Annotated in this window: 19 protein-coding genes; 7 read left to right on the top strand and 12 right to left on the bottom strand. The window is 72.5% G+C overall.

Annotation, left to right across the window (positions count from 1 at the left end):
• Positions 1 to 55: 55 nt before the first annotated feature.
• Positions 56 to 1,417 (bottom strand): SWF or SNF family helicase, encoded by a 1,362-nt coding sequence (locus ACH4K4_RS01155; protein ID WP_398163887.1) that lies wholly within the window; start codon positions 1,415 to 1,417, stop codon positions 56 to 58.
• Positions 1,417 to 4,377 carry an SNF2-related protein gene (locus tag ACH4K4_RS01150; RefSeq protein WP_398163886.1) on the bottom strand — a complete coding sequence of 987 codons (2,961 nt, stop codon included), beginning with the start codon at positions 4,375 to 4,377 and terminating at the stop codon, positions 1,417 to 1,419. The genes ACH4K4_RS01155 and ACH4K4_RS01150 overlap by 1 nt, the downstream gene beginning before the upstream one ends.
• A 194-nt stretch (positions 4,378 to 4,571) precedes the next feature.
• Here ACH4K4_RS01150 and ACH4K4_RS01145 point away from each other — a divergent pair, with 194 nt between their 5' ends.
• Positions 4,572 to 4,754 (top strand): hypothetical protein, encoded by a 183-nt coding sequence (locus tag ACH4K4_RS01145; protein ID WP_398163885.1) that lies wholly within the window; start codon positions 4,572 to 4,574, stop codon positions 4,752 to 4,754.
• A gap of 105 nt (positions 4,755 to 4,859) precedes the next feature.
• Here the strand turns inward: ACH4K4_RS01145 and ACH4K4_RS01140 are convergent, their stop codons facing one another.
• Together ACH4K4_RS01140 and ACH4K4_RS01135 are read right to left on the bottom strand one after the other, a co-directional pair.
• The gene (locus tag ACH4K4_RS01140; RefSeq protein WP_398163884.1) at positions 4,860 to 5,687 is read right to left on the bottom strand and encodes a hypothetical protein; all 828 of its coding nucleotides are present in this window, start codon (positions 5,685 to 5,687) and stop codon (positions 4,860 to 4,862) included.
• A gap of 163 nt (positions 5,688 to 5,850) precedes the next feature.
• A complete protein-coding gene (locus ACH4K4_RS01135; protein WP_398164497.1) occupies positions 5,851 to 6,111 on the bottom strand; it encodes a hypothetical protein in 261 nt (86 codons plus the stop codon).
• 173 nt (positions 6,112 to 6,284) lie between these two features.
• Here ACH4K4_RS01135 and ACH4K4_RS01130 point away from each other — a divergent pair, with 173 nt between their 5' ends.
• The gene (locus ACH4K4_RS01130; protein WP_398163883.1) at positions 6,285 to 7,181 is read left to right on the top strand and encodes an oxygenase MpaB family protein; all 897 of its coding nucleotides are present in this window, start codon (positions 6,285 to 6,287) and stop codon (positions 7,179 to 7,181) included.
• 28 nt (positions 7,182 to 7,209) lie between these two features.
• Here the strand turns inward: ACH4K4_RS01130 and ACH4K4_RS01125 are convergent, their stop codons facing one another.
• On the bottom strand, positions 7,210 to 7,842 hold the full coding sequence (locus ACH4K4_RS01125) for a class I SAM-dependent methyltransferase (RefSeq protein ID WP_398163882.1): 633 nt from the start codon (positions 7,840 to 7,842) through the stop codon (positions 7,210 to 7,212).
• Between the two features lie 140 nt (positions 7,843 to 7,982).
• Between ACH4K4_RS01125 and ACH4K4_RS01120 the strand changes: the two genes are divergently transcribed.
• Positions 7,983 to 9,161: a NosD domain-containing protein gene (locus ACH4K4_RS01120; protein WP_398163881.1), complete on the top strand. Its 1,179-nt coding sequence runs from the start codon at positions 7,983 to 7,985 to the stop codon at positions 9,159 to 9,161.
• Positions 9,162 to 9,167: 6 nt separating this feature from the next.
• On the opposite strand, the gene ACH4K4_RS01115 is transcribed toward ACH4K4_RS01120, so the two are convergent.
• Positions 9,168 to 9,836: an O-methyltransferase gene (locus ACH4K4_RS01115; protein WP_398163880.1), complete on the bottom strand. Its 669-nt coding sequence runs from the start codon at positions 9,834 to 9,836 to the stop codon at positions 9,168 to 9,170.
• Positions 9,837 to 9,930: 94 nt separating this feature from the next.
• Positions 9,931 to 10,173: a hypothetical protein gene (locus ACH4K4_RS01110; protein ID WP_398163879.1), complete on the bottom strand. Its 243-nt coding sequence runs from the start codon at positions 10,171 to 10,173 to the stop codon at positions 9,931 to 9,933.
• A 247-nt stretch (positions 10,174 to 10,420) separates the two neighbouring features.
• On the opposite strand from ACH4K4_RS01110, the gene ACH4K4_RS01105 reads away from it, so the two are divergent.
• A complete protein-coding gene (locus ACH4K4_RS01105) occupies positions 10,421 to 10,981 on the top strand; it encodes a GTP-binding protein (RefSeq protein WP_398164495.1) in 561 nt (186 codons plus the stop codon).
• A 60-nt stretch (positions 10,982 to 11,041) separates the two neighbouring features.
• On the opposite strand, the gene ACH4K4_RS01100 is transcribed toward ACH4K4_RS01105, so the two are convergent.
• Positions 11,042 to 11,470, bottom strand: coding sequence for a PPOX class F420-dependent oxidoreductase (locus tag ACH4K4_RS01100; RefSeq protein WP_398163878.1), 429 nt, complete (start codon positions 11,468 to 11,470; stop codon positions 11,042 to 11,044).
• Between the two features lie 132 nt (positions 11,471 to 11,602).
• On the opposite strand from ACH4K4_RS01100, the gene ACH4K4_RS01095 reads away from it, so the two are divergent.
• Positions 11,603 to 11,989, top strand: coding sequence for a roadblock/LC7 domain-containing protein (locus ACH4K4_RS01095; protein ID WP_398163877.1), 387 nt, complete (start codon positions 11,603 to 11,605; stop codon positions 11,987 to 11,989).
• A 104-nt stretch (positions 11,990 to 12,093) separates the two neighbouring features.
• Positions 12,094 to 13,089 (top strand): DUF6397 family protein, encoded by a 996-nt coding sequence (locus tag ACH4K4_RS01090; protein ID WP_398163876.1) that lies wholly within the window; start codon positions 12,094 to 12,096, stop codon positions 13,087 to 13,089.
• On the opposite strand, the gene ACH4K4_RS01085 is transcribed toward ACH4K4_RS01090, so the two are convergent.
• The gene (locus ACH4K4_RS01085; protein ID WP_398163875.1) at positions 13,005 to 13,889 is read right to left on the bottom strand and encodes an acyl-CoA thioesterase; all 885 of its coding nucleotides are present in this window, start codon (positions 13,887 to 13,889) and stop codon (positions 13,005 to 13,007) included. The two genes, ACH4K4_RS01090 and ACH4K4_RS01085, sit on opposite strands and share 85 nt — an antisense overlap.
• 34 nt (positions 13,890 to 13,923) lie before the next feature.
• Positions 13,924 to 16,437: a DEAD/DEAH box helicase gene (locus ACH4K4_RS01080; RefSeq protein ID WP_398163874.1), complete on the bottom strand. Its 2,514-nt coding sequence runs from the start codon at positions 16,435 to 16,437 to the stop codon at positions 13,924 to 13,926.
• A gap of 145 nt (positions 16,438 to 16,582) precedes the next feature.
• Here ACH4K4_RS01080 and ACH4K4_RS01075 point away from each other — a divergent pair, with 145 nt between their 5' ends.
• Positions 16,583 to 17,374 (top strand): metal-dependent hydrolase, encoded by a 792-nt coding sequence (locus ACH4K4_RS01075; protein ID WP_398163873.1) that lies wholly within the window; start codon positions 16,583 to 16,585, stop codon positions 17,372 to 17,374.
• 125 nt (positions 17,375 to 17,499) lie between these two features.
• On the opposite strand, the gene ACH4K4_RS01070 is transcribed toward ACH4K4_RS01075, so the two are convergent.
• Together ACH4K4_RS01070 and ACH4K4_RS01065 are read right to left on the bottom strand one after the other, a co-directional pair.
• Entirely contained in the window at positions 17,500 to 19,281 is a 1,782-nt protein-coding gene (locus ACH4K4_RS01070) for an ABC transporter ATP-binding protein (RefSeq protein ID WP_398163872.1), read from the bottom strand.
• Positions 19,278 to 21,143 carry an ABC transporter transmembrane domain-containing protein gene (locus ACH4K4_RS01065; RefSeq protein WP_398164493.1) on the bottom strand — a complete coding sequence of 622 codons (1,866 nt, stop codon included), beginning with the start codon at positions 21,141 to 21,143 and terminating at the stop codon, positions 19,278 to 19,280. The genes ACH4K4_RS01070 and ACH4K4_RS01065 overlap by 4 nt, the downstream gene beginning before the upstream one ends.
• Positions 21,144 to 21,271 lie beyond the last annotated feature (128 nt).

Here is a 21,271-nt window from a genome sequence, read left to right as displayed (position 1 = left end):
GGGCGCGCGGCAGTCAGCAGAAGCGGCGTCGGGGTCGCCCCCCGACGAGGGCCGGTTACCGGGCGTCTCCGGCCCCGGCGCCAAGCGCCGCGAGCGCCGTCGCCGGGTCCTCGGCGGCCGGGCCCGCCGGTGCCCACTGCCCGCGCTCCTTCCGGTACGGCCACCAGCGTCCGTCGCGCCCGTACCGGAGCTGGGCATCGCCGCCGGTCACGGTCCAGCGGTTGCGCTCGTGCCGCAGCCGCGGCTTGTCCTCGTCCTCGTCCCAGGCGCCGGCGAGCTGTGCGACGGCGCGGGCCATGGCCGCCGGTTCCGGAGTCCACTGCTCCTCCAGGACCGCGAGCGCCGGGGCGCCGCCGTACTCCCACGCCCGCACGGCCAGGGCCAGCGTCTTGGCCGTACGCCCCGAGCCGGCCGCCAGCCGGGCGGTGATCCGGGCGTCAGGACCGGCCGCCGCCAGCCGTACGGCGTCCTCTGCGCAGGTCAGCGGCGCCTGGGGCGGGCTGTCCTCGTGCCGGGGCGCCAGCGCGTCGGCCAGCAGGCGCTGGGCGCGCGCCGCCGTGTCGCCTATCAGGAACTCCAGCGCTGCCACTTCCACGCCGGGCGCAGGATCACTGCCCCCGCCGAGAACCGGCGCTGCGCCAGGCTGGTCCACGGCGGGCGGGGGCTTGGGCAGCGGCGGCAGGATGTCGCGCGCCGCGTACGCCTCGTCGGCCGGTACGCCTTCGGGAGCCGGTTCCGGCACGGCTTCAGACGTGCTGGACGCGAGCCCGTCCGCCACCTCTTGCGCGCGCGCAGCGCTGCGCGCCTGGAGTTCGCCCAGCAACTCCTGCTCGCCCCGGCCGCGCATCAGCAGCAGCACGAAAGGGTCCTCGTCCAGCAGCCGTGCCGTCTGGTGGCAGAGCGCGGCGGTGTGCGCGCAGTGGTCCCACGCCTCACAGCCGCACTCTGCCTCCAGATCGCCGATCCCTGGCAGCAGTTCGATGCCGGCGGCGGCCGCGTCCTCCACCAGGTGCGGAGGCATGTCGTGGTCCAGCAGCGCCGCGATGTGCCCGGCCCGGTCGGCGACCAGGTTCAGGAACCGGTCCCAGTCCGCCGCGCTCAGCTCCTGGAGCAGGACGTCGCAGCGGTACGGCGTGCCGTCGTGGTCCTTGACGACCGCGGTGAGCCGGCCGGGCCGTACGGACACCGCGCCCACCGCCCCGGCCCGCGCGTGCCGGCGGCCCTCCTTGACCTGCCTGCCGTCGAGCGCGCTGTCCTCCAGCGCCTTCAGCCAGGCCTGCCCCCACCAGGTGCGCGCGAAGCCCCGCCCGGCTGCCGGAGGCAGGGCGGCGAAGATGCGTTCCGTACGGTGTCCTGTCACGTGTCCGTCCTCGTCCTGGTGCTCGCGGGGCAGTCCTTTTCCGTGGCCGTCGGTCATCACTCGCTCCCCCGCAGTCCGACCAGGTCGGCCAGCTCGGCGTCGGTCAGTTCGGTCAGCGCGGCCTCGCCGGAGCCGAGCACCGCGTCCGCCAGCCGCTGCTTGCGCGCGAGCATGGCGGCGATCCGGTCCTCGACCGTGCCCTCGGTGATCAACCGGTGGACCTGCACCGGCTTGGTCTGGCCGATCCGGTACGCGCGGTCGGTGGCCTGCGCCTCGACCGCCGGGTTCCACCAGCGGTCGAAGTGCACGACGTGGGAGGCGTTGGTCAGGTTCAGGCCGGTGCCCGCCGCCTTCAGGGACAGCAGGAACACCGGAACCCCGCCGCTCTGGAAGCGCCGCACCATGTCCTCGCGCCGTGCGACCGGGGTGCCACCGTGCAACAACTGCGTCGGTACCCCGCGCCCCGCCAGGTGCGTTTCGAGCAGCCGCGCCATCCGGACGTACTGGGTGAAGACCAGCACACTCGCGTCCTCGGCGAGAATCGTGTCCAGCAGTTCGTCCAGCAGTTCGAGCTTCCCGGAACGTCCGGCGATACGCGGCCGTTCCTCCTTCAGGAACTGCGCCGGGTGGTTGCAGATCTGCTTGAGGGAGGTGAGCAGCTTGACCACCAGGCCGCGGCGCGCGATGCCGGCCGACTCCGCGATCTCGCCGAGCCCCTCGCGTACCACCGCCTCGTACAGCCCGGCCTGTTCCCTGGTCAGCGCGACCGCGTGGTCGGTCTCCGTCTTGGGCGGCAGTTCGGGCGCGATGCCCGGGTCCGACTTGCGGCGGCGCAGCAGGAAGGGGCGTACGAGCCGGGCGAGCCGTTCCGCGGCGGCCGGGTCCGTGCCGCCCTCGACGGTCCGCGCGTAGCGCTCGCGGAAGCGCCCCAGCGGGCCGAGCAGGCCCGGCGTGGTCCAGTCCAGAACGGCCCACAGCTCGGACAGGTTGTTCTCGACCGGCGTGCCGGTGAGCGCGACCCGCGCCCCCGCCGGCAGGGTGCGCAGCGCCTTCGCCGTCGCGGAGAACGGATTCTTCACGTGCTGGGCCTCATCCGCGACGACCAGCCCCCAGCGCGTGTCCGCCAGCTTCGCCGCGTCCAGCCGCATGGTGCCGTACGTGGTGAGCACGAACTCGCCGTCCGCCAGACCCGCGAGGCTGCGCCGGCCCGCGTGGAAGCGGCGTACCGGGGTGCCGGGCGCGAACCTCGCGATCTCGCGCTGCCAGTTGCCCATCAGGGAGGCCGGGCAGACGACGAGCGTGGGCCCGGCGGAGGCGGGATCGCCCTGCCGGTGCAGGTGCAGCGCGATGAGGGTGATGGTCTTGCCCAGGCCCATGTCGTCGGCGAGACAGCCGCCGAGGCCGAGCGAGGTCATGCGGTGCAGCCAGCCGAGGCCGCGCAGCTGGTAGTCGCGGAGGGTGGCGGCGAGGGCCGGCGGCTGCGGTACCGGACCCGCTCCCCGCGCATCCGTGTCCGGGCCGGCCGCCTCCGGTGCGGCGAGGCGGTCGCGCAGGCGGGCCAGCCACCCGGACGCCTGCACCTCGACGCGCTCGCCGTCCTCGGACTCGGCGGTTCCGGTCAGCGCGGCGCCGAGCGCGTCGATGGGCGCCACCTTGCGGTCCTGGCGGCCGCGCGCCGTCCGCAGCGCCTCCGGGTCGATCAGCACCCACTGGTCGCGCAACCGGACGAGCGGCCGCCCGGCCTCGGCCAGCCGGTCCAGCTCCGCCCTGCCGATCTCCTGGCCGCCGACGGAGAAGCGCCAGCTGAACGAGAGCAGCGCGTCGGCGGACAAGAGGGACGGGAAGCCGGACGCGGTACGGTCCCGGCCTCCCGCGAACTCGTCCGGCGCGTCGTCCGGTCCGGGCGGCCCGACCACGGCGCGGGTGCCGAACCCGCGTGCCAGATCCTTCGGCCAGTGCACCTGGACGCCGGCGGCGGCCAGCGCGCGGGACGCCGGGCCGAGCAGCTCGGCGATCTCCTCGTCGGCGAGGTCGACGGCGTCCGGCACGGCGGCCGACAACAGGGGCGCCAGGGGCGACCAGGCCGCGGCGGCGCGCCGCAGCGTGAGCAGCGTGTCCATACGGGCCCGCGAACCGAACGCCTGCCCGGCGGAAGAGGTCCCCGCCCAGACCTCCGACGCATCGGCGACCAGAGTGGGGTCGGTGAGGCTGTGCACCTGGAGAACGGCGCTGAAGGTGCAGCGCGCCGCGGCGGTGCCCTCGTGGGCGGTCGGATTCCCGGCATCGCCGGTGGCGTCCGGGGCGGTGTCCGTGCCGGGCAGGCCCGCGACCTCGACGCGCAGGGAGATCCGTACGCCCGCGTCGTGTCCGGCCGCGACGTCCGCCGCCCAGGCGCGCTGCGCGGGGATGTGCTGCGGTTCGGGCGCCGCGAAGGCCGGCCCGCCGGTGACGAGCGCGGCGGCGGGGGAGCGGGGCAGCCCGTCGGCCACCGCGTCCAGGAAGGCGCGTACCAGGCGCTCGGGCTCGGGAAGCAGTACGGGGCCGTCGGCGCCGGGGAGCGGCACGGCGTGTGCTTGCGGCGGCAGCGAAGCGGCCAGCTCGCGCAGCCGCTCGAAGTCGGCGGGGTCGAGCGGGCCCACGCGCCAGGCGTCGTGGCCGGAACGGCTCAGGCCGGGCAGCAGCCGCCCGCGGGCGACGAGCTGGAGGGCCAGTACGGACGCGGCGCCCCAGAAGGCCGCCGCCGGGTCTGCCGCGGAAGCCGTACGGGCACGGGTGAGGACGGGGAGGGCGTCGGCGACGGGCAGCACGACGGCCGGGACGTCGCGGATCTCGACCCCGGAGCCGGGTGCCGGGACGGCGACGGTCAGTTGCCGCGTCGGCCGGTCGTCCAAGGGTGTGCCGTCCGGCCGCCAGAAGGCGACGCGTCCGGTACGGGGTGGTTCGGCGGGCAGGAAGACCGCGGCACAGCGGGAGAGGGCGGAGGCCGGAGCGGATGGTGCCGCGGGGATGGGTGCCACGTGCAGCTAACTCCTCAAATTTGACTACTGGTGACCGGAGCGCCCGAGGGTACAGCACCGCCGGGCGGAACGCCGAGACCGGAGCGGTGCCGCGTGACTCCTGACGTACCGGTCCCGGATGGAACCTGTGGGGCCGAAAAGGCGTTCAATGGGGTACAGAGAGCGCGGCATCCGCCGCGGAAGGGACGTGAAGGATGTCCACGAACGCGAAGGTCGCCGTCGGCGGCGTGGCAGTGGGAGTGATCCTGCTGTGGCTGCTGCCGTTCTGGGCGGCGCTGCTGGTCATGGTCGGAGTGCCGGCCGTGGCGTATCTGACGCTGGATCCCTCGCAGCGGCGCAGGCTGCGCCGCGTGACCCGCAAGGAGATAGGGCGCTAACCGCCCGGCGCGGCGCGCCGGGCCTCGGACGACGTCCCCGTCAGCGGGCCTGCGGACCGGCGGTCCGCGGGTGGGACGTTGCCGTGCGGCCCCGTACGCCGGCTCTCAGGCCGGCCGGGCCGCCAGTGCCTCCAACGCCTTCAGCAGCCCCGGCAGTTCGGGGCCGCGTCCCACCGGCAGTATCTCGCCCGGCTGCTCGTCCAGCAGGACGAACGCGATGTCGTCGGTCCGCGCCACCATGCTCCAGCCCGGACCGTCCACGCGCAGCGTACGGGCCTCGCCGTCGGCGAAGGACGAGCGGACCCGCCCCGGAGGCGGGGGCTCCGCCACGTAACCGCGTGCCTCGGCCAGTGCGCGCCGCACCCCGGCGTGCGGCCGGGCGCCCGGATCGACGAACGTGACCTCACCCTCGACCTGCTCGCGCCACACCGCCCACTGGAGCGCGATCTCGTCGGCGCCGAGCCGCCGCTGCGCCGGGCCCCACTGCGCGGCGGGCGGCGGCGTGAGCACGGCCGGACCGCCGTCCTCCGGCGCGGGGTCGTGCGGTGCCGGCACGCCCGGCGCCGCTACGGCGAGCGCGAGCGGCCAGCCGGGCAGGGCGGCCACCACGCCGTCCTCACCGGGCGAGAGGTCGAACTCCATACCGCAGTCCCAGGCCGCGATGGCACACGCGACGAGCGAGACGTCCTCCGTCACCGCGGTCCAGCGCGCGCCCTGCCCGTCCTGGCCGAGCACGAGCCCGTAGCCCGCCGCGTACGGTTCGAGCCCGAGCCCGGCGCACGCCTCGGGGTAGTCGTCGCCGAGCACGCTCGGGAACTGCGCGGGCGTCAGCAGCACCGCCGTCAGCACGAGCAACTGGTCGTCGTCGGCGGTCTGCCCGTCCTGACCGCCCTGTCCGGCAGCCGTGGACGTTCCGGCGCTGTCGGTCGACACGCGGGCCTCCCCATCCGATGCGCTCTGACCGGGTGGCCCCGGCCCGCCGGACCCGTACCGCCCCGATCGTTCCGATCAGTCGTCGGCGCACCATAGTTGGACCAAGAGCCGCTTGTCACCAGTCGTACGCCCGCGAACCAAGTTCCCCGCCTCCCGGCCGCCCTCAGGCCGCCGGCAGATTGAGCAGGTCCCTGGCCACGGTCTGCGGTGACTCGCGGCGCTCCCGGGCCAGCGCGATCACCGCCCGGCAGGCCAGCTCGTTGATGCCGAAGGCGAGGGCCTCGGGAGAGACCCACTCGGCGGTCTCGGCGCTGCGCTCGTCGTCATCCTCGGCGCAGGCCGCCACATGGGCCGCGGCGGCTTCGAAGATGTTGTGCCGGCGCGCTTTCGGCCCCGGTGCCCGGGGGCCGTCGCCGCCCGGCATCCGCAGGGCCGTTCTGATCTGGGCGAAGAAGTCCTCAAGACCGCGGAGCAGCCCGGAAGTCCCGCGCAAGAATCCGGCCATCGTGTCCCCCATTCCCGGTGCCCGTTCCGGTCGTTCCAGTGTGCCCTGGGTGCTTACGATTGGAACTTCGGCGACGAAAGGGCGGACACTCGGTGCGGCGATATGACTGGCTGAAGGAGATCCAGCGGCTGGATCCGGAGCGGGACTTCCTGCGCATCCATCGCATCACCACGACGTACGAATTCCCGTGGGACGTCGCGCGCGCACTGGAGCTGGCGCTCTACCGCACCTACGCCGTTCCGGCCATCGGGCGGCTGCTCGCGGAAACCGCCGAGCTGACCGACCGTACGCAGAAGCGCTACGACGACACCGCGCTTCTCCTGGACACGGTAATGGAGCACGGCTTCGACGCGGAGGAAGGCCGGACCGCGATCCGCCGCATCAACCAGATGCACCGGCGTTACGACATCGGCAACGACGACATGCGGTACGTGCTGTGCACTTTCGTGGTGGTTCCCAAGCGCTGGCTGGATCTGTACGGGTGGCGGCGGCTGAGCGAGCACGAGAAGCACGCCTCGGCCGTCTACTACCGGACGCTCGGCCGGCACATGGGCATCACCGGCATCCCGCAGGACTTCCAGGAGTTCGAACGCTTCCTGGACGACTACGAGCACGAGCACTTCGGCTGGGACGAGGGCGGCCGGCGGGTCTCCGACGCCACGCTCGGCCTGATGGCGGGCTGGTACGGCCCGCTGGCTCCCGTGGTGCGCGGCGCGAGCATGGCGCTACTGGACGACGCGCTGTTGCACGCCTTCCGTTACGAGCGCCCCAAGCCGGCCGTCCGGGCAGTGGTGCAGGGCGCACTGCGGCTGCGCGCCAAGTCGGTACGTCTGCTGCCGCCGCGCCGCCGCCCGCACTACGCCCGCCAGAACCCGGAGATCAAGGGCTACCCGAACGGCTACCGCGTCGCCGACCTGGGAACCTTCCCCAAGGGGAGCCCCGCGGGCGGCTGCCCGGTACTGCCCGAGTCCCCTCAACGGTCCGCGTAGCTGTTACAGAGGCGAAGGCTTTCGGAGGTCAGACGCCCTGCCGTACCGCCACGGCCAGGTAGCGCGCGTCCTCGTCCACGTAACGCACCAGGCCCCACCCGCAACGGGCGAGCAGGGGCCGTAGGTTGGGCTCGGCCCGTACGTCCTCGGAGGTGAGCCGACGGCCCTTGCGTGCGGCCAGCGCCGCGCGGCCGACGGGGTGGAACAGTGCCAGCCTGCCTCCGGGCCGCACGGTCCTGGCCAGTTCGGCGAGGCCGGCCCCCGGGTCGGACAGGTGGGACAGCAGCGCGGCGGCGAACACCGCGTCGAGCGACCCGTCCCGCAGCGGAAGCCGGCTCACGTCGGCCAGCAGGAGGGGCGCCAGGCGCCCCCGCCCGGCCCGTACCGCTGCCGCCAGCATCTCGGGCGTCAGATCGGCGCCCAGCACCGCTCCGCGCGCCCCGACGGCCGCCCGCAACGCGGGCAGGGCCCGGCCCGTACCGCAGCCCGCGTCCAGGACGCGGTCGCCTGCACGCAGTTCCAACGCGGCGACGCCCGCCTGATAGGCGGGGCCGTCGTCGGGAAACCGCGCGTCCCAGTCGTGCGCCCGGGAACCGAAGAACTCCCGCACGTCGTGCGCTTGCCCGGCGCTCTCCGCCACCCGGGCGGTCTCGTCGTTCATACGGGAACTGTAGGGAACGGTGCGCGTGCTCGCCCACTGGCCCGACGACGGCGACCGCCCGGTCGGCCGCGGTGGTTGGCGCCGCAACTGTTTCCCCTCGACGCCTTTCCCTCCCGGCCGACCGGCGTAATCATGCTGGCATGACCGACACGGGGAAGTGGAATTTCGTCGACCATTTCGGTGCCGATCCGAAGGGCCTCGTCGACGCGGCACATCTCCTGCAGAGCGCGGTGACCACCATTTGCGCCGCCGGTGGCGGAACGCTGGTGATTCCTCCGGGCCGCTATCTGGTCCACAGCACCGGGACGGTGGTACCGGACACGGGAAACCTGACCGTGATCGCCTACGGCGCTCATATCGTCCGGAGCGACACCTCCGCGATCGACACGCTGTGGGGCGGCGGGTTCTCCCACAACGGCTACAACGGGGCGTCCAACATCAGCATCCGGGGCGGGCTGTGGGACGGCGGCGCGAACAACCCGCTGCACCTGGACATGTTCGCCTTCTGCTCCGCGGAGAACATCCTCTACGAGGACCTGGTGGTGGACAACATCCCGGACTGGCACGCGATCGAGTTCCACGGCGTCCGCAACGGCACGGCACGCAACTGCGTCTTCAAGGGTTTCAAGGCGACCACTCCGACGCGGTTCTTCTCCGAGGCGGTCGAGGTGCAGGAGGCGCCGGACGGCACGCACTGCGTCGACATCGTGGTGGACGGCTGCTCGGCCGACGGGTACGGAGCCCTGGTGGGCACGCACACGGCCACCTTCCCCGGCCGTTTCCACGACGGCATCCGGGTGGTGAACAACAGGATCACCCGGGCCAAGAACTACGGGATACGCGCCCAGAACTGGCGCAACGCGGTCATCTCGAACAACATTCTCGCGGACTGCAACAGCGGAATCCAGGTGCAGGTCGACCCGTCGGCGCAGTACCAGTCCTGGTTCTGGTCGCAAACCGAGGACATCGTCATCGCGAACAACGTCCTGACGCGTATGGGCCTGGAGAACCAGCCGGGCCAAGGCCCCCGTTACGCCGCCATCGGCGTGTACGGAATGTCTGACACGCCGCTGGAGAACGTCGTCGTGAGCGGGAACATCATCCGTGACTGGGCGAGTGCGAACGGGATCGTGCTGCAATACGTCCATGAAGGCGTGGTCACCGGGAACGTCGTGAAATACAGCCGGGGACGCGACGGCACCGGGATCCTTTTCGCCTCCTGTTCCGGCGGAACGGCCACGGGAAACAACATCCGCTACGCCGGGTCGGGCATCGCCGGTGCCGAGGTGTCCGCCGGAAACAGGATCAGCCTGCCGTGAGCACCCCTATCCGATCACGCGGGCCAGCGCGAATCCGTCATACCCCTTGACGCCCACCGTCTGCAGCGCGGTGGCCGACAGTTTCGGGTTCCCGGCGATGAGCTCCAGGAACCGGCGGGTGCCGCGGATCGACGGATCCGTACTGCCGGCGTCGACGACGTCCCCGTCGCGCACGACGTTGTCGCCGATGATCAGGCTGCCGGGGCGGGTCAGTTCGAGGGCCCGCTCCAGGTAGTGCGGGTTGTTCGGCTTGTCCGCGTCGATGAAGACCAGGTCGAACGGTTCGGCGCCTTCCGCGACCAGTCGGGCGAGGCTGTCGAGCGCCGGGCCGACCCTGATCTCGGTCCGGTCCGCGAGCCCGGCGCGGGCCAGGTTGGCGCGGGCGATGCCGGCGTACGAGGCGTTGGCTTCCAGCGAGATCAGGCGGCCGTCGGCGGGCAGCGCCCGGCCGAGCCATATGGTGCTGTAGCCGCCGAGCGTACCGAGTTCCAGGATGCGCCTGGCCCCCTGGATCTGGGCGAGCAGGTGGAGCAGCTTGCCCTGGTTGGGGGCCACGCTGATACGGGGAAGACCGGCCGCCTCGATGTCGCGCAGCGCGGCCCGCAGTGCTTCGTCGGCCGGGACGAGCAGGGAGTTGAAGTAGTCGTCGACGGTGTTCCACTGCTGTTGGGACATGAGGCCCTTTCGCCTGCCTAGTTAGGTAGGCTAATCAAGTTAGCAGGATCGGATGCGGCTTTCGGTGGGGTTCGGGCAACGCGGGGCGGCCGTATCACGGCAGGTGCCCCCGCACGTGATGCGGCGTGAGGTAGTCGCACAGCTCGCACCGGGGCGCCCCGCGGGCGGCTCGCACGCCGAGCAGGGGCTCACCGCAGATGGCGACGAGCGGCCGCACGGGCGACTCCTTGGGATGGCAGATGCGGCAGAGGTTGTGCCAGGGTCCTGCCTCGTTGTCGCCCGCGGCGGGGACGGCGGCGATGCCCGTGCCGGTCTCGGTGGCCTCGTGAGTGGACATCATCGGCCTTCTTTCTCGTGCTCCGCCGGTGCGCCGGCCGGTTCCCGGAAACAGGCTTCCCGCTGGTGGCATCCGGCCGGACCGTGACCGGGGTTTCTACCGAAGCGTACGAACTTGTCAACTCTGAGCCACGCTGTGTAGCGCAAGGAGTACGGTCCTCGCCATGGTTTTCGAGTCGTACGACGAGCCCCGCGACGTACCCGAAGCGCCCGCGGCCGGGCCCGCCGACACCACGGACGACGCCGCGATGACATTGAAGATCCTGGTGGCGGGCGGCTTCGGTGTCGGCAAGACGACGCTGGTCGGCGCCGTCAGCGAGATCAGGCCGCTGCGTACGGAAGAACTGCTCAGCGAGGCGGGTGCGGCGCTGGACGACGCGGGGGACGTGGTCCGCAAGGCAACGACCACCGTGGCGATGGACTTCGGACGCATCACCATCAGGGCGGGGCTCTCGCTGTACCTCTTCGGTACGCCGGGGCAGGACCGGTTCTGGTTCCTGTGGGACGACCTGGCGCGGGGCGCCCTCGGTGCCGTCGTGCTCGCCGACACCCGCAGGCTGGAAGACTGCTTCCCCGCCGTGGACTTCTTCGAGAACCGGGCGATCCCCTTCCTGGTGGCCGTCAACTGCTTCGCGGACGCGCGTGCTTACGGGGCCGACGAGGTGGCGCGGGCGCTCGACCTGGACCGGGGCACTCCGGTGGTGCTGTGCGACGCGCGGGACCGGGATTCGGGCAAGGAAGTGCTGATACGGCTGGTCGAGCACGCCGGGCGGGTGCACACCGCCCGGCTGCTGGACTCGGTGGGATGAGGCGCGCCGGTCGCCGGCCGGCCGCACGCGCCGCCGCGGGGCCAGGAGTGCGCCGGTGCGTCAGCCGGCCAGGTCGGCGATCGCGACGACCTTGTCGATGCGGACCCTCACCAGCAGCTCACCGGGGACGCCGTTGCGCGCCCCGTACTCCTCCGCGCGGTCCTCGCCCATGTAGCGGGCCGCGATGCGCGTGGCCCAGCCACGCACCTCGGCGAGATCGTCGCTGATCCCGGCCCGCCCCTCCACGACCGCGAAGCTGAACGGCGGCCGCTCGTCGTCCACACAGAGCGCGATCCGGCCGTCCCGGGCGATATTGCGCCCCTTGACCGTGTCGGCTCCGGTGTTGAAGACGAGGTCGTCGCCGTCGAGGAGGAACCACACCGGCGCGACGTGCGGGCTGCCGTCGGCCCGTACGGTCGAGAGCTTGCCGGTGCGCGTGCCCTCGGTCAGGAACCTCTGCCACTCGTCCTTGCTCATTTTGTGTCCCATGCCGCCATCCTGGGTCATCCGGCGCGTGCGGGCTCCGCGAGGCACGCCGACCGGCCGTGCCGCTTGCCGGGGCGCCACGGGTGAGCCAGGCTGGCACGGCAGTTGCCCACGGGGACACGGGGAGGAAGCGCGATGGCGCCGAACGGCGGACTCGACTGGTTGCTGGACGACCTGACCGAGCGGTTGGACCAGGTGCGGCACGCGCTGGTGCTGTCCAACGACGGACTGGTGACGAGCGCGAGCGAACGGCTGGCGCGGGAGGACGCCGAGCACCTGGCGGCGGTCGCGTCGGGCCTGCACAGCCTCGCCAAGGGGGCAGGCCGGCACTTCCGGGCCGGGCGGGTGCGGCAGACGATGGTCGAGTTCGACGACGGCGTACTGTTCGTGACGGCGGCGGGGGACGGCAGCTGTCTGTGCGTGCTGGCGGGACCGGAGGCCGACATGGGGCAAATCGCCTACGAAATGGCACTGTTGGTCAACCGTGTGGGTGAACACCTGGGGGTCGAGGCCCGCCGATAGCGGAGTTGTCCACAGCGCTGAGGCCGGGGGTTGACCGGCTGTCGTACCTCGCGGCTATCGTCGTCACTGTCGGTAACGAACCGACGCGGGACCCTGACGAGCCCGTGACGAAGTCGACGACGGGGGAGTGCGACATGACGGTGATGGACGAGAAGCGGCAGGCGTACGCGGCGGAGGAACCGCTCACCGCGGGGGAGGCGCTCGCGCCGGGGCGGGCGGCTCGCGAACTGGAGCTGCGCAGCGGCGAGTTCGAGCTGGCGGCACAGTTGGGGGAAGTCGCCACGGTCCCACCGGGGCCAGGGGCGGGGCCGGGGCCGTGGACCGGTCCGGCCGGGCCGTGGGCGCGGCGGCGGGTGCCGGTGGAGGAGATCCGGCGGCTGCGCGCCGAGGAGGGATTCCCCGAAACGCTGCGTGACCGCCTTCGAACGGTCGGCACGGCCGAGGCCGCCGGCCTGATGGGCATCGGAGCGAGCCGGTTCCTGCGGCTGGCCCGCGCGGGTTGCTTCGGCCCGGTCCGGTTCTACGTGAACCGCTACGGCGCCGTGGTGTGGCTCTACCTGGCAGCGGAACTGACGGGCTTCGCCGACCGCGAGCCGGAGCTGATGCGGGGCAGCGTCCCGGCGGCGATGCGGGCCATGCTCGGCAGCGGACAGGACTGGCGCGGCCGGCAATGGCGCAGCCGACGGGTCGCCCAGCTGATGGGCCAGGCGGCCGACCCCTGGGAGTCGGCCGCGGTGATCGCGGCCGTACTGCCCCCGGAAGAACTGGCCTCGGTCGCCGAAGACCCGCTGGAACGGTCACTGCTGCGCAGGCTGCGCCCCGCCCTGGCCCCGCCTGCCGCCGTACCGGCGGCCGGGCAGGCCGTCGAGCGGGCGACGACGGCGGAGGAGTTCGACGAGGTGCTGTGGTACCGCGTCAACCTCTCCCGCTCCCTGGACCAGGCCCGCCGCGGGCAGCCGGCGACCAGCCGGCTGCGGACCCCCGCCACGCCCGCCACCCCGCTCGGGGACGGAGCTCAGGCTCCGGCGGCAGGCGGGGTGTGCGGCCGGAACAGGCCTTCTTGGACCACGGACACGAGGAGGTTGCCGGCGCGGTCGTAGATGCGGCCGCGGGCCAGGCCGCGGCCGCCGGTCGCGACGGGGGACTCCTGGTCGTAGAGGAACCACTCGTCCGCGCGGAAGGGGCGGTGGAACCACATCGCGTGGTCGAGGGAGGCCATGTCGAAGCCGCGCGGCCCCCACAGCGGCTCGATCGGGATGCGTACGGCGTCCAGCAGCGTCATGTCGCTGGCGTAGGTCAGCGCGCAGGTGTGGACGAGCGGATCCTCGCCCAGGGGGCCGACCGCCCGCATCCACACCGCGCTGCGCGGCTCCGCGCCCTCGATCTCCTCCGGCGTCCAGCGCAGGCGGTCGACGTAGCGGATGTCGAAGGGCTGCCGGCGGGCCATCCGCTCCAGCGTCTCGGGCAGCCCGCCCAGGTGCTCGCGCACCTCGTCCGCGACGGTCGGCAGCTCCTCGGGAGGGGGCACCTCCCGGCGCGGCGGCAACTGATGTTCGAAGCCCGGCTCGGGCTTGTGGAAGGAGGCGGTCAGATTGAAGATCGTGCGTCCCTGCTGGACGGCGACGACCCGGCGGGTGGTGAAGGACCGGCCGTCACGCACCCGCTCCACCTGGTACACGATCGGCACCCCGGGCCGGCCCGGGCGCAGGAAGTACGCGTGCAGCGAATGCACGGGCCGGTCACCCTCCGTGGTGCGCCCGGCCGCGACCAGCGCCTGGCCGGCGACCTGCCCGCCGAAAACGCGCTGGAGGCTTTCCTGCGGGCTGCGGCCGCGGAAGATGTTCACCTCGATCTGCTCCAGGTCCAGCAGATCGACCAGGCGCTCGGCGGGGTTGGTCATGACCGTAGGTCCTCCGTTGGGTGTCTCGGCGCCGTCACAGCTGGCCCACGTCGGTGACGCGCACGACCGCGCGCCCCTCCTCGTCGGAGGCCGCGAGGTCCACCTCGGCGGAGATGCCCCAGTCGTGATCGCCGTTGGGATCGGCGAAAGTCTGCCGCACCTTCCACAGTCCGTGCTCGGGCTCCTCCTGAATCTGCAACAGCTTGGGGCCGCGCGCATCCGGACCGGTGCCCAGCTCCTCGTACTCGTCCCAGTAGGCGTCCATCGCCTCGCCCCAGGCGTCCGCGTCCCAGCCGGACTCGGCGTCCATCTCGCCGAGCTCCTCGACCTTGTCCAGCGCCGCCAGCTCGACCCGCCGGAAGAGGGCGTTGCGCACCAGCACCCGGAACGCCCGGGCGTTCGCGGTGACCGGCTTGACCTGGTCCGCCCGCTCGGCGGCCTCCTCGGCCGTCTCCTCCTCGGGATTGGCCAGCTGCTCCCACTCGTCCAGCAGGCTGGAGTCCACCTGGCGGACCATCTCGCCCAGCCAGGCGATGATGTCCTCGAAGTCCTCGGACTTCAGGTCGTCCGGCACGGTGTGGTCGAGCGCCTTGTACGCGCTCGCCAGGTACCGCAGGACGATGCCCTCGGTGCGCGCGAGCTCGTAGAACGAGGTGAACTCGGTGAAGGTCATCGCGCGCTCGTACATGTCGCGGATGACCGACTTCGGCGACAGCGGGTGGTCGCCGACCCACGGGTGGCTCTTGCGGTAGAGGTTGTACGCGTGCGAGAGCAGCTCCTCCAGCGGCTTGGGGTACTCGACGTCCATGAGGCGCTCCATGCGCTCCTCGTACTCGACGCCGTCGGCCTTCATCAAGGCCACCGCCTCGCCCTTGGCCTTGTTCTGCTGGGCCGCGAGGATCTGCCGCGGGTCGTCGAGGGTGGACTCCACGACCGAGACCATGTCCAGCGCGTAGGACGGCGACTCCGGGTCCAGCAGGTCGAACGCCGCCAGCGCGAAGGTGGACAGCGGCTGGTTGAGCGCGAAGTCCTGCTGGAGGTCGACGGTGAGCCGGACGATCCGCCCCTCCGCGTCCGGCTCGGCCAGCCGCTCGACGATCCCGCCGTCCAGCAGCGAACGGTAGATGGCGATGGCGCGGCGGATGTGCCGGAGCTGGTTGCGGCGCGGCTCGTGGTTGTCCTCCAGCAGCTTGCGCATCGCCTCGAAGGCGTTGCCCGGCCGTGCGATCACGGACAGCAGCATCGCGTGGGTGACCCGGAAACGGGAGGTCAGCGGCTCAGGCTCGGAGGCGATCAGCTTCTCGAAGGTGTTCTGGCCCCAGTTGACGAAGCCCTCCGGCGCCTTCTTGCGCACGACCTTCCGGCGCTTCTTGGGGTCGTCCCCGGCCTTGGCGAGAGCCTTCTCGTTCTCCACGACGTGCTCGGGCGCCTGGGCGACGACGAAGCCCGCGGTGTCGAAGCCGGCCCGCCCGGCGCGCCCCGCGATCTGGTGGAACTCCCGCGCCCGCAGCGTGCGCACCCGCGTCCCGTCGTACTTGGTCAGGGCCGTGAACAGCACGGTGCGGATGGGGACGTTCACGCCGACGCCGAGCGTGTCCGTGCCGCAGATGACCTTCAGGAGGCCGGCCTGGGCCAGCTTCTCCACGAGCCGGCGGTACTTGGGCAGCATGCCGGCGTGGTGGACGCCGATGCCGTGCCGGACGTAGCGGGACAGGTTCCGTCCGAACTTGGTCGTGAAACGGAAATTGCCGATGAGCGCCGCGATCTGGTCCTTCTCCTCGCGGGTGCACATGTTGATGCTCATCAGGGCCTGCGCCCGCTCCACGGCCGCGGCCTGCGTGAAGTGCACGATGTAGACCGGGGCCTGCCGCGTCTCCAGCAGCTCGGTCAGCGTCTCCGTCATCGGGGTCGCGCGGTACTCGTACGACAGCGGCACGGGCCGGGTCGCGGACCGCACGACCGAGGTCGGCTTGCCGGTGCGCCGGGTCAGGTCCTCCTCGAAGCGCGACATGTCGCCGAGCGTCGCCGACATCAGGACGAACTGCGCCTGCGGCAGTTCCAGCAGCGGGATCTGCCAGGCCCAGCCGCGGTCCGGCTCGGCGTAGAAGTGGAACTCGTCCATGACGACCTGGCCGATGTCGGCGTCCTTGCCGTCCCGCAGCGCTATGGAGGCGAGCACCTCGGCCGTGCAGCAGATCACCGGGGCGTCCGCGTTGACGGAGGCGTCGCCGGTGAGCATGCCGACGTTCTCGGTGCCGAAGAGCTTGCACAGGTCGAAGAACTTCTCCGACACCAGGGCCTTGATCGGCGCGGTGTAGAAGGTGACCTGGTCGTTGGCGAGCGCGGTGAAGTGCGCGCCGGCCGCGACCAGGCTCTTCCCGGAGCCGGTGGGGGTGGACAGGATGACGTTCGCCCCCGAGACCACCTCGATCAGCGCCTCCTCCTGGGCAGGGTAGAGCGCGATGCCCTGCTGTTCGGCCCAGCTCGAAAAGGCTTCGAAGAGGGCATCGGGGTCGGCGTCGTTCGGGAGATGATCGATGAGGGTCACGCCCCCATACTGCCTTGGCCCGGTCCGGATGAGACAACCGGCGGGTCAGACCTAGATCATCTGACGCTACGCTGTGTCGCCGGCCCGGCGTCAGGAACCGGGGATCCGAGCGATGGATCTAGTCAATCCGGGATGGGGAACGACCATGATGGGACCGGCGCACTCGCTGTCCGGGGCTGCGGCCTGGCTGGGGGTGGGCGCGGCGACGGCGGCCGCAGGGTATCCGATGCCCTGGCCGGTGCTCGTCGTCGGCGCGCTGATCTGCGCCGGCGCGGCACTCGCCCCCGACCTGGACCACAAGTCGGCCACCATCTCGCGCGCTTTCGGACCGCTCTCGCGGTCGCTGTGCGGCGTTGTCGACTCCATCTCGCACGCGGTCTACAAGGCCACCAAGATGCGCGGCGACTCCCACCGCTCCGGCGGGCACCGCACCCTCACCCATACGTGGGTGTGGGCGGTTCTGATCGGCGCCGGCATGTCACTCCTGGCGGTCCAGGGCGGCCGCTGGGCGGTGCTGGGCATCCTCTTCGTCCACATGGTCCTCGCGATCGAGGGGCTGCTGTGGCGGGCGGCCCGGGTCTCCAGCGACGTCCTGGTGTGGCTGCTGGGGGCCGCGACGGCCTGGATTCTGGCCGGCATCCTGGACCAGCCGGGGAACGGGGCGGGCTGGCTGTTCACCGAGCCGGGGCAGGAGTACCTGTGGCTGGGCCTGCCGATCGTGCTGGGCGCGTTGGTCCACGACATCGGCGACGCGCTGACCGTCTCCGGCTGCCCGGTCCTGTGGCCCATCCCGATAGGCCGCAAGCGTTGGTACCCGCTCGGCCCGCCGAAGGGCATGCGGTTCCGCGCCGGGAGCTGGGTGGAGCTGAAGGTGCTGATGCCCGCGTTCATGCTGCTGGGCGGCATCGGCGGGCTGGGAGCCCTGGGCTACATCTGACCGGCGCCGGGCAGGCGCCCGGGCCGGTGCTGCCGCGCCCGGTCCAGGGCGCGGCCCCTGCGGCCCCGGAACAGCAGGCCGGTGTCCTTCCTCGGACGCCCGCCGACCGGTCCGGGGCGGCGCGGCTACCCGTGCCAGGAACGCCACAGGGCCGCGTAGGCGCCGTTCGCGGCGACCAGTTCGTGGTGGCTGCCGAGTTCGCTGATCCGGCCCTCCTCGACCACCGCGATCACATCCGCGTCGTGCGCGGTGTGCAGCCGGTGAGCGATCGCCACGACCGTGCGGCCGTCCAGCACCCGGCCCAGCGAGCGCTCCAGGTGCCGGGCCGCGCGCGGGTCCAGCAGCGAGGTCGCCTCGTCCAGGACGAGCGTGTGCGGATCGGCCAGCACCAGCCGGGCCAGCGCTATCTGCTGGGCCTGCGCCGGGGTGAGGGCATGGCCGCCCGAGCCGACCTCGGTGTCCAGGCCGCCGTCCAGGGCCCGTGCCCAGCCGGCGGCGTCCACCGCGCCGAGCGCGGCCCACAGCTCGGCGTCCCCGGCGGTGGAACGGGCCAGCAGCAGGTTGTCGCGCAGCGAGCCCACGAAGACGTGGTGCTCCTGGTTGACCAGTGCCACATGCTTGCGCACCCGCTCCGCCGGCATCCGGGACAGCTCCGCGCCGCCGAGGGTGATCTCGCCGGTGCGCGGGGCGTAGATCCCGGCGAGCAGCCGCCCGAGCGTCGACTTGCCCGCACCGGACGGACCGACCAGCGCCATCCGCGTGCCGGGGCGCACCCGCAGCGAGACCTCGTGCAGGACGTCGACGCCCGCGTGGTAGCCGAAGCGCACGTCGTCCGCCCGTACGTCCCGGCCCGCCGGCGCCACCCGTGCGTCGCCCGCAGCCGGCTCGATCTCCCGCACGCCCACCAGCCGCGCGATGGACACCTGGGCCACCTGGAGCTCGTCGTACCAGCGCAGGATCATCGAGACGGGCTCGCTCATCATCTGCGCGAGCAGCGCGCCCGTCGTCAGCTGGCCGGGCGTGATCCAGCCGCGCAGCACGAACAGGCCGCCGAGCAGCAGCACCGAGCCCAGGATCAGCACGTGCGTCACGTTGACGACCGGGAAGAGCACAGAGCGGAGAAAAAGGGTATATCGCTCCCATTGTGCCCATTCCGAAATCCGGCGTTCGGACAGCCGGACGCGGCGCTCGCCGAGCCGGTGCGCCTCGATGGTCCGGCCCGCGTCCACCGACTCCGTCAGCGCCGCCGAGACCGCGGCGTATCCGGCCGCCTCCGAGCGGTAGGCGTGCGGGGCCCGCTTGAAGTACCAGCGGCAGCCGACGAGCAGCACGGGCAGGCCGACGAGCACGGACAGGGCCAGCGGGGGAGCGGTGACGGTCATGCCGCCGAGCAGCAGCGCGATCCAGACGACGCCGATCGACAGCTGCGGCACGGCCTCGCGCATCGCGTTGGACAGCCGGTCGATGTCCGTCGTGATGCGGGACAGCAGGTCGCCGGTCCCGGCGCGCTCCAGCACACCCGGCGGCAGGGCCACGGACCGTACGAGAAAGTCCTCGCGCAGGTCCGCCAGCATCTGCTCGCCGAGCATCGCGCCGCGCAGCCGTACCAGGCGTACGAAGACGGTCTGGACGGCCAGAGCGAACGCGAACAGCCCGATGACGGGCGCCAAATGGAGATCGCGGGCGCCGTTGCCGAGGTCCTCCACGAGCCCGCCGAGCAGGTACGGCCCGACCATGGAGGCGAGCACGGCGGTGGCGTTCACGGCCACCAGCAGGACGAAGGCCCGCCGGTGCCGGCGGATCAGCCCGCCCACGTAGGCGCGTACGGTCGCGGGCGAGCCGACCGGCAGGGTCGTGGCCGTACGCGGGGCGTCCGGATCGTGCTCCGGGGGCGCCAGGCCGATCATGCGGTCTCCTCGATCTGGTCGGTGCCGGTACGGGCGAAGAGCGGACCGGACGCGGCCCGGCCCGCCAGGGAAGCGGACGCGGGCCCGCCCGCCAGAGGGGTGGCCGGTCCGCCTTCTTCGTCGTCCTCGGTCTCGCGGGTGACCACGGCGCGGTATGCGGCGTCGTCGTGCAGGAGCCGGCGGTGGGTGCCCGTGCCCGCCACCCGGCCCTCGGTGAGGAAGACGACGTGTTCGGCGCGGTCCAGCAGCAGCGGGCTGGAGGTGAGGACCACGGTCGTGCGGCCCGCGCGGAGCTCCCGCAGCCCGTTCGCGATACGGGCCTCGGTGTGCGAGTCGACGGCGCTGGTCGGCTCGTCCAGGACCAGTACCTCGGGGTCCGTGACCAGCGACCTGGCCAGGGCCAGGCGCTGTCGCTGCCCGCCGGACAGGGACCGGCCGCGCTCGGTGATGTGGGTGCGCGCCGGATCGCCGGAGGCGTCGGCCGAGCCCTGTGCCAGCGCCGCCAGCACGTCACCGCACTGTGCCGCCGCCAGCGCGTCCTCGGCCCGTACGGACCCGGAGGACGGGATGTCCAGCAGCTCGCCGAGCGTTCCGGACAGCAGGACGGGGTCCTTGTCCTGGACGAGTACGGCGGCGCGGGCCGTGTCGCGTGGCACGTCGTCCAGGGCGATGCCGCCCAGGAGGACCGAAGGCGTGCCTTCCGGGGCGTCGGCGGGGTGGCCGCCCAGCCGGTCGGCGAGCCGCCCGGCCGCGTCCGGGTCGCCGCACACCACCGCGGTCAGCTGCCCGCCCGGCGCGTGCAGACCGGTGACCGGGTCGAACAGGTCCCCGCCGAGCGTCTCGGGCGCGGCGACGCGCCCGTCGGCGGGCCGGCTCAGCGCCAGCACGCGGGCCGCGCGTTTGGCCGAGGGCTTGGAGAAGGAGTAGGCCATCGCGATCTCTTCGAAGTGCCGCAGCGGGTAGAGGAGGAAGGTGACCGCGCTGTAGACGGTGACCAGTTCGCCGACCTGGACCCGGCCGTCGAGGGCGAGCCCGACGCCGTACCAGACCACCGCGATCAGCAGGAGCCCCGGGAGGACGACTTGGACGGCGGAGATGGTGGACCACATCCGGGCGCTGCGCACGGCGGCCCGGCGGACGTCCTGGGAAGCACTCCGGTAGCGGTCGAGGAAGAGTTCCTCGCCGCCGATGCCGCGCAGCACGCGCAGTCCCGCGACGGTGTCGGAGGCCAGTTCGGTCGCCCGGCCCGCCTTCTCGCGCTGCTCGTCGGCGCGGCGGGTCGCGGGCGGCAGCAGCGGCAGGACGGCCAGTGCCAGCACGGGTACGCCGGCTGCCACCACCACGCCCAGTGCGGGCTGGTAGACGAGCAGGGCCACGCAGACGCCCACGGAGGTGAGCGCCGCGGCGCCGAACCGGGAGACGGCCTCGACGAACCACCCCACCTTTTCCAGGTCGGCGGTGCTGACCGCGACGATTTCTCCCGCGGCGACCCGCCGGGTCATGGTGGACCCCAACTCCGTCGTCTTGCGCGCCAGGAGCTGCTGGATGCGGGCGACCGACGTGATCCAGTTGGTGATGGCGGAGCGGTGCAGCATCACGTCGCCGACCGCGACCAGGGCGCCGAGCAGCAGCAACAGGCCGCCCGCGAGCAGCAGCCGGGGGCCGGAGCGGTCCACCACGGCCTGGACCGCGAGGCCCACCGGTACGGGGAACGACGCGACACCACCGGTGTGCACCAGCCCCCAGCACAGCGCTTTGGTCTGTCCGCCGAGCTGCTGCCGGTACAGCCACAGGAGCAATCGGCCACCGGAGCGGACGTCCGGGACACCTGGGTCGGCATGAGGAAGGTCGCGAATGTGCATGATGTCCAAGGGAGTCAGGATGCGGATGCGATGCGGTGATGCCTGGATCTGGTGCTGCCGGGCCGTGCGCTGCTGCCGGGGCGCGCGGACGCGTGTTCGGGTGGCGGGCGCGGGTGTGGGAAGGCCAT

It is taken from the genome of Streptomyces sp. NPDC017529 (assembly GCF_044329785.1).
Taxonomy (GTDB): domain Bacteria; phylum Actinomycetota; class Actinomycetes; order Streptomycetales; family Streptomycetaceae; genus Streptomyces.
This window is presented reverse-complemented; position numbering and strand designations above follow the sequence as displayed.